The sequence below is a fragment of the Microbulbifer thermotolerans genome, from assembly GCF_001617625.1.
Classification (GTDB): Bacteria; Pseudomonadota; Gammaproteobacteria; order Pseudomonadales; family Cellvibrionaceae; genus Microbulbifer; species Microbulbifer thermotolerans.
Genome location: NZ_CP014864.1, coordinates 2602290 through 2615575, shown reverse-complemented (window position 1 = coordinate 2615575; position 13286 = coordinate 2602290). Strand labels below are relative to the sequence as shown.

Sequence of the window (13286 nt, the reverse complement as noted above, 5' to 3'; positions counted from 1 at the left end):
CCCAAGTTTTTTGCCCCGGCTCTGCCAGCCGGAGCGGGGCGAGGGCCCGAGACAGGGCCTACCACTTTGGAAACTGTGAAACACTCAATGGAGAGCTTATCCATGAAAATTCGTCCTTTACACGACCGCGTCGTAGTGCGCCGTAAGGAAGAAGAAGAGAAAACCGCTGGCGGCATCGTGCTTCCGGGCGCAGCCAAAGAGAAGCCGAATCAAGGTGAAGTGGTTGCCGTGGGTGAAGGCAAGCTGCTGGATAACGGTGACGTTCGCGCGCTGTCTGTAAAAGTTGGCGACAAAGTTGTGTTCGGTCGCTATGCCGACAGCAACACCCTCAAGGTGGACGGCGAAGAGCTGATCATCATGAGCGAAAGCGATATCTACGGCGTACTGGAAGGTTAAGCGACCGCTGTACTCCCCGTAGCGCCCGTCCGGCGTGTAGATAGAAACGCATACAGAATCTGAGGAACAAAATCATGGCAGCTAAAGACGTAAAATTCGGTGATGACGCCCGCCAGAAAATGCTGAAAGGCGTGAATATTCTGGCTGACGCAGTGAAAACCACCCTGGGCCCGAAAGGCCGCAACGTAGTACTGGACAAGTCCTTCGGCGCTCCCACCGTGACCAAAGACGGTGTATCCGTAGCCAAGGAAATCGAACTGCAAGACAAGTTCGAGAACATGGGCGCACAGATGGTGAAGGAAGTGGCCTCCAAAGCTTCCGACGCCGCCGGTGACGGTACCACCACTGCCACCGTACTGGCCCAGGCAATCGTCAGCGAAGGCCTCAAGTCCGTGGCCGCCGGCTTCAACCCGATGGACCTGAAACGCGGTATCGACAAAGCCGTAGCCGCCGCTGTTGAACACATCGCAGGCCTGTCCACTCCCTGTGAAGACAGCAAATCCATTGCCCAGGTAGGTACTATCTCCGCCAACAGCGACGAGAGCATCGGCTCCATCATCGCGCAGGCCATGGAAAAAGTTGGCAAAGAAGGCGTAATCACTGTAGAAGAAGGTTCCGGCCTGGAAAACGAACTGGATGTGGTAGAAGGTATGCAGTTCGACCGCGGCTACCTGTCTCCCTACTTCATCACCAACCAGGAAAGCATGACCGCCGAGCTGGAAAACCCCTACATCCTGCTGGTGGACAAGAAAATCTCCAACATCCGCGACCTGCTGCCGCTGCTGGAGCAAGTAGCCAAGGCTTCCAAGCCGCTGCTGATCATCGCTGAAGACGTAGAAGGCGAAGCGCTGGCCACTCTGGTTGTCAACAGCATGCGCGGTATCGTTAAAGTTGCCGCTGTTAAAGCACCTGGCTTCGGCGACCGTCGCAAAGCCATGCTGCAAGACATCGCCATCCTGACCGGCGGCACCGTGATCTCTGAAGAAGTTGGCCTGGAACTGGAAGGCGCCACTCTGGAGCACCTGGGTACCGCCAAGCGCGTGACTCTGTCCAAAGAAAACACTGTGATCGTCGATGGCGCCGGCGATGTGAAAGACATCGAAGCCCGCGTTGCTCAGATCCGCACTCAAATCGAAGAATCCACTTCCGACTACGACAAAGAAAAACTGCAAGAGCGCGTGGCCAAGCTGGCCGGTGGTGTTGCAGTGATCAAAGTTGGCGCCGCCACTGAAGTGGAAATGAAAGAGAAGAAAGCACGCGTAGAAGACGCCCTGCACGCAACCCGCGCCGCAGTGGAAGAGGGCGTGGTACCTGGTGGTGGCACCGCACTGGTTCGCGCTACCCAGGCTATCAAGGTAACCGGTGACAACGAAGACCAGAACCATGGTATTGCCGCCGCACTGCGCGCCATGGAAATGCCGCTGCGTCAGATCGTTACCAACGCCGGCGAAGAAGCCTCCGTTGTGGTCGACAAAGTGAAACAAGGCTCCGGCAACTTCGGCTACAACGCCGCTACCGGCGAGTACGGTGACATGCTGGAAATGGGTATCCTCGACCCGGCCAAAGTAACCCGCACCGCACTGCAGGCGGCTGCTTCCATCGCCGGTCTGATGATCACCACCGAAGCCATGGTTTCCGAGATCCCGGAAGAAAAACCGGCTGCGCCTGACATGGGCGGCATGGGTGGTATGGGCGGCATGGGCGGCATGATGTAAGCCAGCCTGATCCGGCTATACCAAAGAAAAAGCCCCGCAATTGCGGGGCTTTTTTGTATTGGTCCGACTCCCTTCTCGTAATCCTTCATTCGGTACCATGAAGCGAGACACTAGGCCGCTCCCGCTTCTGCAATTGCAGTCCCACCCGGCGGCTGCATCCGATCCATTGGGCTCAACACCCCCTTGCCAATGAAGCACTTATACAGGTAAACCAGGGCGTTCAATGCAACCCTCTGGGTATTTACCGAACAATCCCTCTGCTGGGAAAGATGTGTGAGAAAGTGCTCCACCTCCGCAGAGCCCATTTCCTGAGGGTGCCGTTTTTGATGAAAACAGATAAAGCGCCGCACCCAATGGACATAGGTCTTCTCGGTCGTAAATGCCAAGCCGTTCTGGCGAATATGTAGTCGTAGCCTGTCTAAAAAACGCACTGGTTGGGCGGATATTCTGGGGCGAACGTCATCCATGACCATGGTAGAGCTCCTGGAACTGTTTTTATATACAGTATTTCCGCAAGAATGACGATGTCAAGACCGTGATCAGTAGCCAGTGGCTATTGTTCACCGCTGAACAGCGGTTAAGTTATTGACTTTAAAGGACGTAGTGATAAAACTTGGCGCCAAGTAAACAAAAAGATAACAGAGCGCCAGGCTCGTTTAACTCCGGAAGTTAGATTGACTCGTAAGTTATCTAATTGATTTTAATGGAGATTTTCTAGAATGTGGTATTGCGCGCCTGTGAACAAGAGCCAAGGTGATATAGAGCCATTGGCTTTTGAATAAAACTGTTAAGCATCACAAGTAATGAAATTCTTACCGCTCATAATTGGAATTTTTCCTGGCCTGTTGCTAGCTAGTACGATCCCTTTAGATAATGACGTTATCCAAGTAAGAGAATGTGGTATGGAACAAAGAGATGGCCATGGGCAGTTGCTGCCAATAGTTGTTTCAACTCCGCTTGAGTTAAATTGCCTCAATTGCAAAATTGAGTTCAATTTTAACGTACCTGCAGGTGGAGGCTATCCAACCAATTTAAGTGCCAAATCCAGCGGCATCTCGAAACAGCAGGAAAATAAGTATAAAAATACATTCTCTCGTGGCTGGGCATTTCCAGGTTGTAGCCATAAAGGCAAAGCCAGAGGTTTTCAGGGAGAGCGCAGGGCCTTCAATGCTTAACAAACGCAGGCAGTTTGCTCCGGCCCTTCGGGCCTCCGCGGGACGCCCAACGCCATGCACATATTGTGCTGGTCGCTGCGCTCCCTTTTTAGCACAATATATGCATGGCATTGGTCGCCCCTGCTGCGGGCGTTCAATGAGGAGATAGAATGAAGGATTTGTTTCCAGGCCATTTTAAAGAAAGTGAAGGAAAGCTTCGCGAGGTTTGGGATACCTCATTGTTTGTTTTTGATGCGAATATCCTTCTTAATCTATATCGTTATTCTGATACTACTCGCAAAGAATTTCTAAGAATTCTGGAGAAGATTAAAGATCGAGTTTGGCTTCCTCATAGAGCAGCTGATGAGTATTTGAACAATCGACTTTCCGTTATAGATCAGCAAGAAAGATCGTACGATGAGACAAAAAGGTCGATTCAGTCGCTACGAAGCGATCTTGAGAACGCACGCCAGCATCCCTTTGTCAGCAACCGAACCATGTCTAAAGTAAGCAAAGTATTTGATGAGCTTTGCGAAGAGCTAGATAAGAACCGGTCGGTTCATACCAATAGAATCTCAAATGACGAAATAAAATCGTCGGTTTCTGAGATATTTGAGGGTAGAGTTGGACAGCCATATGATAAGGAAAGGCTTGTTGAATTGATTGCCGAGGGAGAAGAAAGATATAAGCAAAAAATACCACCTGGATTTAAGGATGGCGCTAAATCCGGTGACAGTGATATATTCACAGAGAAGTGCAGGAAGTATGGAGACCTAATTGTTTGGACACAAGTAATCGATCAAGCAGTAGCTTCCGGAAAAGGTGTAGTTTTAGTAACTGATGATAAAAAAGAAGACTGGTGGGAAAAGTTTAAAGGTAAGACCGTTGGGCCGCGCCCCGAGTTGGTAAAAGAATTCAAAGATCGTGCAAACAATACTTTTCACATGTATCAAGCTGACCGCTTTCTTGAGTTGGCTAGAGAAAATCTAGATGAGCAAGTTAGTGATGAAATAGTTGAAGAGATTCGGGAAGTTAGGAGAAGGGACAAGCTGGCTCAAAAGCGAATGAGAGAAATGGAATTCATAAAACGGCGAAAAAATGAGATGAGCCATTTGTTTCAAGAGCTAGAACAAAGTAAGAGTAGAATGATGGCGTATGAAGAAGAACGCCGAATGTTGCAGCAGCGTATGAAAGAGTTGGAGTCAGTAAGAAGCGACATGCGGCATCATCAAGAGCATTTGTTGAGAGAGGGTGTAGATAACCCCGATTTTGAACCTTTCATGGATCACTATGCTGCTCTATCTGAAGAATACTCTAAAGTTAGAAGTAACCTTAAAGATTCATCTATGAGGTGTAAAGAGATTCAACTCCATATGATGGAGCTTGAAAAAGAGGTCGCCCATCGAATGAAAATCATTGAACAAGACAATCCAGCGGACTCGTAAACTCGCCGCTGATTTTTGCGTTAAGTGAAGAAATGAACTGGCTATTGAACATTGATTTTCTCCAGCTGATGGCTCAAGCGCCGCAAACAGCGTTGCTTGATTTCGGTGATCGTTTCACCCTGGATGATGTTGCCGCTTTAATGGTAGAAGGCGCACCAAAGGTGTTTGCCGCACTTCCACCGAAAGACAAAGAAAAGCTGCTGAAGGGATATCACACGCGCTCAAGGGAAGAATTGCCTCCAAAAGAATGGTGGCCGCGAGTCAAAGAAGAGTTCCATATCTTTCTCTGCACAGAAGACCCGAAGTACGAGAACCTCCGAAGAAAGCTCAACGATTCAGCGTCCGCAACCACCACAACCTTTGTTGGCCTTATTTCTGCTGCTATTGGGAGCAATCTTGGTTTTGAGGCGGGTTCAATAATTGGTCTGGTTGCGGCCTGCGTTTATGCCGCAGCCAAGTTCGGCAAAGAGGCATACTGTGCAAATGCACTTAACAAGTAGTTCCAGCGGACCCCGAACGCTCCGCGGCAGCTTGCGCATGCCTTCGGCATTGTTGCGCAATCTACCGCTCCGCATTCGGGCCCGCTGAACTAGGCGTTAAAGGGCCAAGACTGTTCTATGGCTAAATCTGAGTTTGACCAGCTTCCTTTGCATGATGCATTGCTTGAATCGGCAGAGGCCAAGTGGGCTGAGAAGACAATTCAGTTGCGTCTTGCGGTGTTCACGGATTCTACAAAAGAGGCCGCTCCGCACGTCTTGAGCTTTCTGGGAGTCACCAGCTTTATAATGCAGCATAAAGAAGCGTGGGGGCCGTCCAATTCAGTGCTATCTGCATCATATAGTTGCGGTATCTATAGACTGGAGATGCAATCTGGGGATTGTATCGAAGTGGAGGCTGATTCTTTTGATTTGGCCAGCCTTTAACCAAGCGGTAAACCGGACACCAAAAGCGTACCGCTTTTGGTTCCCTTCGCTGGCGCTCCGGTGCCGGTTACCTAAGCGTTAAGTGGCCATGGAACTAGACGAATTTGAAAAGTCGATAGTGTCTGCAATAGGAAAACATCAACCCCTAATACTCGACGTTATCGATGAGTTGAAAGTGAAAAGTCGTGAATATACCGGTCCGGGTCTATTTGTGAATTTCATGCCTATCAAAGGTAAAGTAGATTGTGGAATTCAAGTTTTAGATCTACTTGGTCAGATCGAACTACAGAGCGGATTAGTACTATCAGCCCATATTGAAATGAGCGAAGGAAAACCAGATTTTCTGGAGGTTTATACTCTGCCATTAACCGAATGGGATGGTACTTACAGTGGTTTTGCTATCTGCAACTAGCCACTTAACAAGCGAATGTTGTGCAGGCAAAAGCGCCGCTAACGCGGCAGGCCTAGGACTCACTATCGTTCGCCTCAAATCACAGACGTTATGAGTCCGAATGAATAGGTTTCATTGTGAATGAGAAATACAATATATTTCTATCAAGCTTATTTGTTCTTGTCGTTGTAGTTGGGCTGTCAATTTTCGCGGGTGTTGCGTATATCTATACACTTTGCGGTCTTTCGGTGTGGGCTGTGATCGGTCACTTAATCACACTAGATGATGATATGCCGGGAGAGTGGAGCAACATGGAGGGTTCACCCGAAGTTTGGCGTAGATCAAGAGTCGAGCTTTTAATAAAGTCCTTAGTAATGTTTGCTCTCGTTGTAATCACGATGGCTTTTCCAAGCTTGGGAGAATACGGTGCCCACTGAAATCGTGGAAACTCATAACCATGCCGGGCAGTTTGCTCCGGGCCTGCAGCCCTCCGCGGGACAGCTCACCTTACGCACGTTTTGCGCGGGTCGCTGCGCTCCCTTTTCGCGCAAATCGCGCACAAGGTAATCCGCCCCTGCCGGCGGCGTTATGCACTATGAATAGATATATTGCGATAATTTTAACTCTCTTTCTGTCGAGCTGCGCATCATACAAAGTTGTTCCAGAAGGAGAATTGAAGAAATTGCCAGAAGGCGAAAAGGTTTCTATCAAGAAACAAAATGAATGGCCAGAAGGGGCTCATTGTTTCGAGCCACTCTTTTATGTGCTTTCTCTAGGCATTATTCCAACGCACTGTGTAGATACCTATACTGTTACAGCAGAGAGCAACGAGCTAGGCACTGTTAAAGTCACGTCTATGCAGGGCTGGGTTACCCTTTTAATGTCGCCATTTCCTGTTTGGCAGTATGGTTTCGGTACTGAAAAAGACGTTGAGAGCAATGTAAGCAGTTTAATCGAGGTCGCAGAGTAAAATGCATAACAAGGCCAGGCACAATCGCCCACTTCGTGGGCTGGACCTCCGCACTGCGTGCTTCGGCCTGTGCTGGCGGCGTTAGCACTCAATATGAATCGAGTAATTTTTACAATAATCGGAATAATACTGGCTACAAATACCATGGCAGGTCCCTTTACCTATGACATCCAGCAAGCAGGGTATGATTTCGATCAATATGATCTCAAAGGTGAGGCCACTTACGAGATATTCATCGATGAATTCCAAAAATTTCCTTGGGTCGAGCAAGTAGGTAAAAATACAGGTGGGTCTGAACCAACTATCTCCGTGAAAAACAAGGAGAGCAAAATAGACTATTGGGTCTCTGTCATTGGCAAACCTAACGAATATGCCTATTTGGTCGGAATTGTTCAGCCTAAAATGGTCAAATCTATGTTCGGCCTAGGCAAGGAAAAGGAGGTAAGGTGGGTATCTATATATGTCGCTGAGCGACAACAAACAGTAGAAGACACATTCAAACTCTATTTTGCAGGTAAAATTCCTGAGCTAAACCAGGAGCTTTCTAGGCTTCCTTTGTTTTTAGAGCAAGAGGCAAGATAACAGTGCTAACAAGGCAGTCAAATTGACAGCTATTCCGTTGCTTGGTTTTGGTGGCGGTCGCTACGCTGCCACCAAAATCAACCAACTACATAGCTGCAATTTACTGCGGCGTTATGCGAAAACAAGATCATGAGTACACCTCCACACAGTAAAATTATCAACAGAGTAGCAAGGCAGGCTTTGAAGCCTGTTGGTGTTGAGCGAAAAGGCCAATCGAGGGTTTGGCTTGATGACAATGGATGGTGGATTACTGTAATCGAATTTCAACCTTCTTCATGGTCAAAAGGCACTTACCTAAATGTGGGTATTAATTTTCAGTGGTGCCCCAAAGAACACCTATCTTTCGATATTGGATATAGAGAAGCAGGTTTTGTCGAATATAAATCAGATGAGCAGTTTGAGCCTAAAGCTCAAGAGTTCGCAGAAATTGCCAAAGCTAAAGTGTTAGAAATTAGAGAGCAGCTATCTAGCCCGAAATCAGTAAAAGAGTACGTAATTTTTTCGTTGCAGAACCATCGGCCAACGTTATGGGGTGAATTTCATCAAGGTATGTCATGTGTTATGACTAAAAACAGAAACGAAGCTATTTCATATTTCAATCAGGTGCTAAGCAACCCTCACGATACAGAGTGGGCGATAGAGCTTAAAGAATTCACATCTCGAATGGTTAAATTACTCGAGTCAGGCGAGGATGCGCTCCGATTCATAGAAGAAATAGTAAATAAATCACGTGAATTGAAGAAATTGGAGCCAACGGATGTTCAGCTTGCAGAATTCGCATAACAAGGCGCTGCTGCCGGACAAATTTTCCGCTTCGCTCCAAATTTGCCGCAGAGCACGGCGTTATGTGTAAGGTAAGCATGGACGAGCATCTTAGGTTATCAGCACAAAGAGCTTTACTAGGCCGTATCACGAGGGGTCTTAGGGCTGTATCGGTAGAGAAATCAAATAATGTTGTTAAGTGGCGTTGCGTATTCGGTTCAGAGGTAGCAAAGGAGTCACAATGGGAGCTACTTTCGGAAGCAGCCGCAGAATTAATTGCTGATTTTGAGCCGCCAACGAAGATAGAGGAAGAGTACATAGTGGTGCGATTTCGAGATTCGGAGCAAAAGGTTCCGAATGAAATCCCTCATTTAAAACATATTGTATTTCTAAGGCATGAGCGTGAAAGTTATCCCGAGCTTGCGATCAACACATAACAAGTCAATCAACTTCGCGCCTACGGCGCCGGACGCGCTAAAGCGCGCCGGTTATATAGGCGTTACAAGGCATAAGGAGAGAGCGTGGGAATTACTGTACATTTTGAGGGAAAATTAAAAGACGAAGCCTCCTATAATGCAATCTGCTCAAATGCTGAGGCGTTTGCTAAAGAAATGGAATGGCCTTTCGCGCTAATCTCTGAGCAAGAGATAAAGCTCGAAAGAACCCGCAATGAAGAAGATTGGGACTACATAGGCCCAGTTAAAGGTATTGAGATATTTCCACATGAAGCTTGTGAGCCATTCCGCTTGGAGTTCGATAGGGATCTCTATATTCAAGAGTTTACAAAAACTCAATTTGCTCCCGTCGAAATACACGTTCTATTAGTCGAATTCCTTCGGTCAAATATTGAATTGTTCGAGTCCATTGAAATAATCGATGAAGGTGAGTACTTCGAAACAAATGATATCGAAGTACTCAAGAAGCACCTGCAAGCATGCAACTCTCAACTCGAGCAATATCTGGAGCAACCAGATAAATACTACGGTCCAGTAAAATTAGAAAACGGCCGTATAGTCGACCTTATGGAACAGTAATGCCTTGTAACAAGTTACTCAAGTTCACTCTGGCCGCAAAAGGCGCGGCCTCCGTGTAATGACCCAGTAAATAACTGCACATGGTAAAGTCGCTTCATCAGATGGAGTGAAGCATGACACAACAACCGGATATCAAACGTTGGACTTCCGCTGAGCAAGGAGTTATGTGAAATAAATGAAAGACAACTATTTGGTAATCACTGCAGATGTTGAAGATGATGGGACCGTAGGTTTGAAAGGAATCGTTTCAGTACGAGGGTTTTCAGGTACGGGCGAAGCTTGGTTTAACGTATCTCAAGTCATTGAGTTTTCCGAGCAGTTAGAGCACTTTGCAAAAACCACCGAAAACCCTCCAGAAATCTTTGGGGGTTATTGGGATGGCGAGGGGAATTTGATAAACAAACTATTCTCTCTTCGGTTCTACTCACTCTCAAATTATCGCGCAGGTGTTCAAGTTGAGTTCGCAGATCATCCCTATACGGGCTGCCGTACTGAAGAAATCGCTTGTGTTAAGGTTGAGCTCAAACCCGAGATGCAGGCTTTCATTGAATTTTGTAGTCAGTTAAAAAAACTTTTAACTAATGACTTGCACGAGGCCAAGCTTTATTGCTAGACCTCGCATAACAATCACAGGCAGTCGACGCGAAAAAAGCTCGCGCAACTGCTACAAGCGTTAACTCTATGAGGCCGCATGGAAGAAATATTTAACTGGGTAAGACCAATACTTAGCGGGTTAGCGGGCGGACTCTTTGTCTGGGCGTTAGTCGCATTCACTAAAGATCAAGGAAAGCATGAAGGCAGTATAAGACATCTACATTACGGGAAGCCTTTCAAGATATTTGCTTTGCTGCTAATTCCTTTTTCCGTTTTCGTGGTCTATGCAGTTTCCCAATCATATAAAGGTCAAGAAATACCGGCGTTTCTTGTTGCATTGGGTTTTGTTTCGGGTGCCATATTTTTCCCTTACCAAGCTTTCTTCGTAAGGTTTAGCTACGATGACGAATTCGTTTATTATAAAAGCCCCTTGGTGGGAACAAAGAAAGAGCCGTGGGGTAATCTCATAGATGTAGGTTACTCGAAACTACTCCAAGCTGACTTCATTGTGGTTGATGGCATTGGGAAAATCTGGTGTTCGAATATGCTTAATGGGTATGGTGAGCTTGGTGAGTTTCTTGAGAAGAAGGTTCAAGAGCTATATCCAGAGCAGAGTTAAGGAACCTCTGATCAAGTCACTTTCTGGTGGCAGAGGCGCTTCGGGGGCGGATGTGAAGCTCAGGTGATAGGACGGGCATTTCGAAACCGTCGGATACAGGGATGTATCCGCCGGAGCTACAGGGAAGTACTCGTGCGTTTTCGAAATGCCCGTCCTATTGCCTGAGCGCCCCGGAAGCTACCATAGTGTCCACGCGAATTAATCAGAGGTTCCTTAACAAGGCGCTGTTGTCGGACTGGCCTTCCGCTGGAAGGCGCTCCAAACCAGCCGCAAATCGCGAATAAGGTAAGCCGCCCCTACCGTGGGAGTTACATGCCTAGGAGAGTTTTCAACATTGGATAATGATCAGTTTTACCCTAAGGAAATTATGAATATAACGTTAAGATCAATTGGAGTTTTCGGTGTCCTATTATTTGGAGTCTTGCTCTCTGTAACCTTTGTTTCTCCTGAGAGAATCGAGCATTCAGCCAAGGGTTTTGTAAAATATCAAATTGAGAAAGAAATCCGTGAAAAGCATCAAGTTTTGACAGAATCTGATGTCGCTACCAAGGCTTTGAATATTGCTAGTAGGCTGGGGTTTGAAAAGGAAAAAATTCAAGAGAATATCGACAATAAGCTACCCGAGAAGATTGCGAGTATAGTTGCCGCAATGTGCGGTTATGATTGTGAAAAAAAGAAAATTTTGGCGCAATCTATAACGTCTGACTATTTAGAGCGTATTAAAAGTATTGAGATCGCTCAAAACACGTTAGGTGATATTGTAAAGAGTAAATATGTTGAAATTGTGGGTAACTTAAAAGTAGACCTTCGGATATTTCTTGGCACTAATTTTGTAATGTTTTTGATTCTTTTGGGAATATCTTTTGCTAAGCCGAAAGCTGTTGTCCACCTGTTTTTACCAGGAATGCTTTTGCTATTATCAACGATAATATCTTCATCTATATATATTTGGGGTCAGGATTGGTTTTATACAATTTTGTATAATGATTATATGGGGTTTGGGTATCTGGCCTATATATCGGTGATTTTTGCTGTACTATTAGATATTGTATTTAATAAAGCAAGGATCACGAGTGAAATTTTAAATGGCATTTCTAATGCGATCGGTTCTGCCTTCTCGGTGGTGCCGTGCTAATTGTATTTAAGGAACCTCTGATTAAGTCACTTTCTGGTAGCAGAGGCGCTTCGGGGTGGATGTGAAACTCAGGTGATAGGACGGATATTTCGAAACCGTCGGATACAGGGATGTATCCGTCGGAGCTACAGGGAAGTACTCGTGCGTTTTCGAAATATCCGTCTTGCTGCCTGAGCGCCCCGGAAACTACCATAGTGTTCACGCGAATTAATCAGAGATTCCTTTACATAGGTTATTCCCGAACTGGAATACAACAAAATCAAGAAATACGGCATTTTATATTAATGTGGCATACTCCAATTCTTAATGGAGCCTTGGTATAAGAAAATGTACTGATTTTATCTTGAGGGGCTACTATAGATACTAACCATAGAAAACCCGGAAAATCGCCTGCACAAGTGTATCCGATGACTCTGTGTTCAACCCATGGCAGCAATGGGAAGTTCGGATGGATAAGGCAGAACTGAAAAGTTTCTCTGAGCCGGATGAAGTGCGTGAGTTTCCCAAGGGGCGGGTGGAGTTGCTGAAGATAGGCGGTGGGATTGTCGGCCGCGCTGTCTTTGAGCCGGGCTGGCGTTGATCGGAATCAGTGCGGCCAATTTTAAATACACAGAGTTGTGATGCTCCGCATTTTCAATATCAAATATCCGGAAGATTGAGGGTATTAACGGACGACGGTACCGAAATCGGTTGTAAACCCGGTGATGTTCTGTTGCTGCCCACGGGACGCGATGCCTGGGTGGTTGGGGATGAGCCTGTGGTGACAAAACTGGACACCCACCAATTGAAAACGTGATGGAAAAGCTAGGATAAAATGTCTTGCGAAGGTTGGCAGGGTGGTGGACCCTGGCACTATCGCGCTCGATGGCTATCTACGTGCTAACAGTGTTTACAATAGTTGAAGGAACAAAGATTTAGATTGGTAGCGAAAAGCGGTTGTTGTGAGCGTTTCATTTGGGGCCGGCATTGCTACTGGGGTATTGGTTGGTACGCTTATAGCGATGACGTCTGTTGGGTTTATTGTTGGCGTTTTTGTGGGAGGTTCAGCCGCCGTTGGAGTGGGCTATGGAGTCAAAGAAATTGTTGGGTGGATATATGACTAGTGGTAATCATGAATAATCATTCTTTGATGCTATTTTTTGCCGTCATAGCCCTCGGAGGTGTGGCAAGCATGATGCTCGGTCTTCTGCTTCTCCGCCTAACGCTAACTCGTCGCCTTAAGAAAAAACTGCAGGCAACCGGAGAATATTGGGAGAGTGGTACCATCGATTTTGGTTTTATCAATACCGCAATATTTGCCTGGGCTTGCACAATGCGTCGCGTTCAGAAGCTTGAAAGGTTTCAGTTAATCTACCCGGGGCTGGATGTCAGGTCATATGCAAATGGGTTTGAAAGAGTTGCAGCCTATGGCACTGTCGGTGGGTTATTGGCTGCTTCCCTGGGTGTTGTCTTCTTTTTCATTTTTAAGTTATAGCCATAGAAAAATTGAACTCTCGCTAATTTAAAAGTAAGTTTATGGGGTCGTACATATTTAGTCTTCTTTTTTCGCAGCTTGCTATACGGGGA

19 protein-coding genes are annotated in these 13286 nt (G+C 46.6%); 18 read left to right on the top strand and 1 reads right to left on the bottom strand.

Annotated elements, in window-relative coordinates; all coding sequences use genetic code 11:
• The first annotated feature begins 102 nt into the window (after window positions 1-102).
• The gene (locus A3224_RS10960) at window positions 103-396 is read left to right on the top strand and encodes a co-chaperone GroES (protein ID WP_067154409.1); all 294 of its coding nucleotides are present in this window, start codon (window positions 103-105) and stop codon (window positions 394-396) included.
• 74 nt (window positions 397-470) lie between these two features.
• Window positions 471-2111, top strand: coding sequence for a chaperonin GroEL (gene groL, locus A3224_RS10955; RefSeq protein ID WP_067154406.1), 1641 nt, complete (start codon window positions 471-473; stop codon window positions 2109-2111).
• A 110-nt stretch (window positions 2112-2221) separates the two neighbouring features.
• Here groL and A3224_RS10950 read toward each other — a convergent pair whose 3' ends face one another.
• Window positions 2222-2584 (bottom strand): site-specific integrase, encoded by a 363-nt coding sequence (locus A3224_RS10950; RefSeq protein WP_231902366.1) that lies wholly within the window; start codon window positions 2582-2584, stop codon window positions 2222-2224.
• A gap of 330 nt (window positions 2585-2914) precedes the next feature.
• Between A3224_RS10950 and A3224_RS16910 the strand changes: the two genes are divergently transcribed.
• The 16 genes from A3224_RS16910 to A3224_RS10880 all read left to right on the top strand — a co-directional run bounded on the left by A3224_RS16910 (window position 2915) and on the right by A3224_RS10880 (window position 13194).
• Window positions 2915-3286 (top strand): hypothetical protein, encoded by a 372-nt coding sequence (locus tag A3224_RS16910; RefSeq protein ID WP_156481470.1) that lies wholly within the window; start codon window positions 2915-2917, stop codon window positions 3284-3286.
• 149 nt (window positions 3287-3435) lie between these two features.
• Window positions 3436-4710, top strand: a complete 1275-nt coding sequence (locus A3224_RS10945; protein ID WP_067154403.1) for a PIN-like domain-containing protein — start codon at window positions 3436-3438, stop codon at window positions 4708-4710.
• Between the two features lie 32 nt (window positions 4711-4742).
• Window positions 4743-5210, top strand: coding sequence for a hypothetical protein (locus A3224_RS10940; RefSeq protein WP_067154400.1), 468 nt, complete (start codon window positions 4743-4745; stop codon window positions 5208-5210).
• 117 nt (window positions 5211-5327) lie between these two features.
• Complete coding sequence (locus tag A3224_RS10935; protein ID WP_067154397.1) at window positions 5328-5633, top strand: hypothetical protein; 306 nt, start codon at window positions 5328-5330, stop codon at window positions 5631-5633.
• A gap of 88 nt (window positions 5634-5721) precedes the next feature.
• A complete protein-coding gene (locus A3224_RS10930; RefSeq protein WP_067154394.1) occupies window positions 5722-6045 on the top strand; it encodes a hypothetical protein in 324 nt (107 codons plus the stop codon).
• A gap of 574 nt (window positions 6046-6619) precedes the next feature.
• Complete coding sequence (locus A3224_RS10925; RefSeq protein ID WP_156481469.1) at window positions 6620-6994, top strand: hypothetical protein; 375 nt, start codon at window positions 6620-6622, stop codon at window positions 6992-6994.
• Window positions 6995-7087: 93 nt separating this feature from the next.
• Window positions 7088-7576: a hypothetical protein gene (locus tag A3224_RS10920; RefSeq protein WP_067157876.1), complete on the top strand. Its 489-nt coding sequence runs from the start codon at window positions 7088-7090 to the stop codon at window positions 7574-7576.
• Window positions 7577-7705: 129 nt separating this feature from the next.
• Window positions 7706-8359, top strand: a complete 654-nt coding sequence (locus A3224_RS10915; protein WP_156481468.1) for a hypothetical protein — start codon at window positions 7706-7708, stop codon at window positions 8357-8359.
• A 77-nt stretch (window positions 8360-8436) separates the two neighbouring features.
• On the top strand, window positions 8437-8775 hold the full coding sequence (locus A3224_RS10910) for a hypothetical protein (RefSeq protein ID WP_156481437.1): 339 nt from the start codon (window positions 8437-8439) through the stop codon (window positions 8773-8775).
• A gap of 84 nt (window positions 8776-8859) precedes the next feature.
• The gene (locus tag A3224_RS10905; protein ID WP_067154382.1) at window positions 8860-9372 is read left to right on the top strand and encodes a hypothetical protein; all 513 of its coding nucleotides are present in this window, start codon (window positions 8860-8862) and stop codon (window positions 9370-9372) included.
• Between the two features lie 175 nt (window positions 9373-9547).
• Window positions 9548-9985, top strand: coding sequence for a hypothetical protein (locus A3224_RS10900; RefSeq protein ID WP_067154379.1), 438 nt, complete (start codon window positions 9548-9550; stop codon window positions 9983-9985).
• 78 nt (window positions 9986-10063) lie between these two features.
• Window positions 10064-10585, top strand: coding sequence for a hypothetical protein (locus tag A3224_RS10895; protein WP_067154376.1), 522 nt, complete (start codon window positions 10064-10066; stop codon window positions 10583-10585).
• Window positions 10586-10919: 334 nt separating this feature from the next.
• Window positions 10920-11720 (top strand): hypothetical protein, encoded by an 801-nt coding sequence (locus A3224_RS10890; protein WP_231902365.1) that lies wholly within the window; start codon window positions 10920-10922, stop codon window positions 11718-11720.
• Between the two features lie 448 nt (window positions 11721-12168).
• Window positions 12169-12300 carry a cupin domain-containing protein gene (locus tag A3224_RS17425; protein ID WP_265964964.1) on the top strand — a complete coding sequence of 44 codons (132 nt, stop codon included), beginning with the start codon at window positions 12169-12171 and terminating at the stop codon, window positions 12298-12300.
• Window positions 12301-12375: 75 nt separating this feature from the next.
• Window positions 12376-12516 (top strand): cupin domain-containing protein, encoded by a 141-nt coding sequence (locus tag A3224_RS17130; protein ID WP_197462975.1) that lies wholly within the window; start codon window positions 12376-12378, stop codon window positions 12514-12516.
• Between the two features lie 315 nt (window positions 12517-12831).
• Window positions 12832-13194 (top strand): hypothetical protein, encoded by a 363-nt coding sequence (locus tag A3224_RS10880; protein WP_067154373.1) that lies wholly within the window; start codon window positions 12832-12834, stop codon window positions 13192-13194.
• The last annotated feature ends 92 nt before the right edge of the window (window positions 13195-13286 follow it).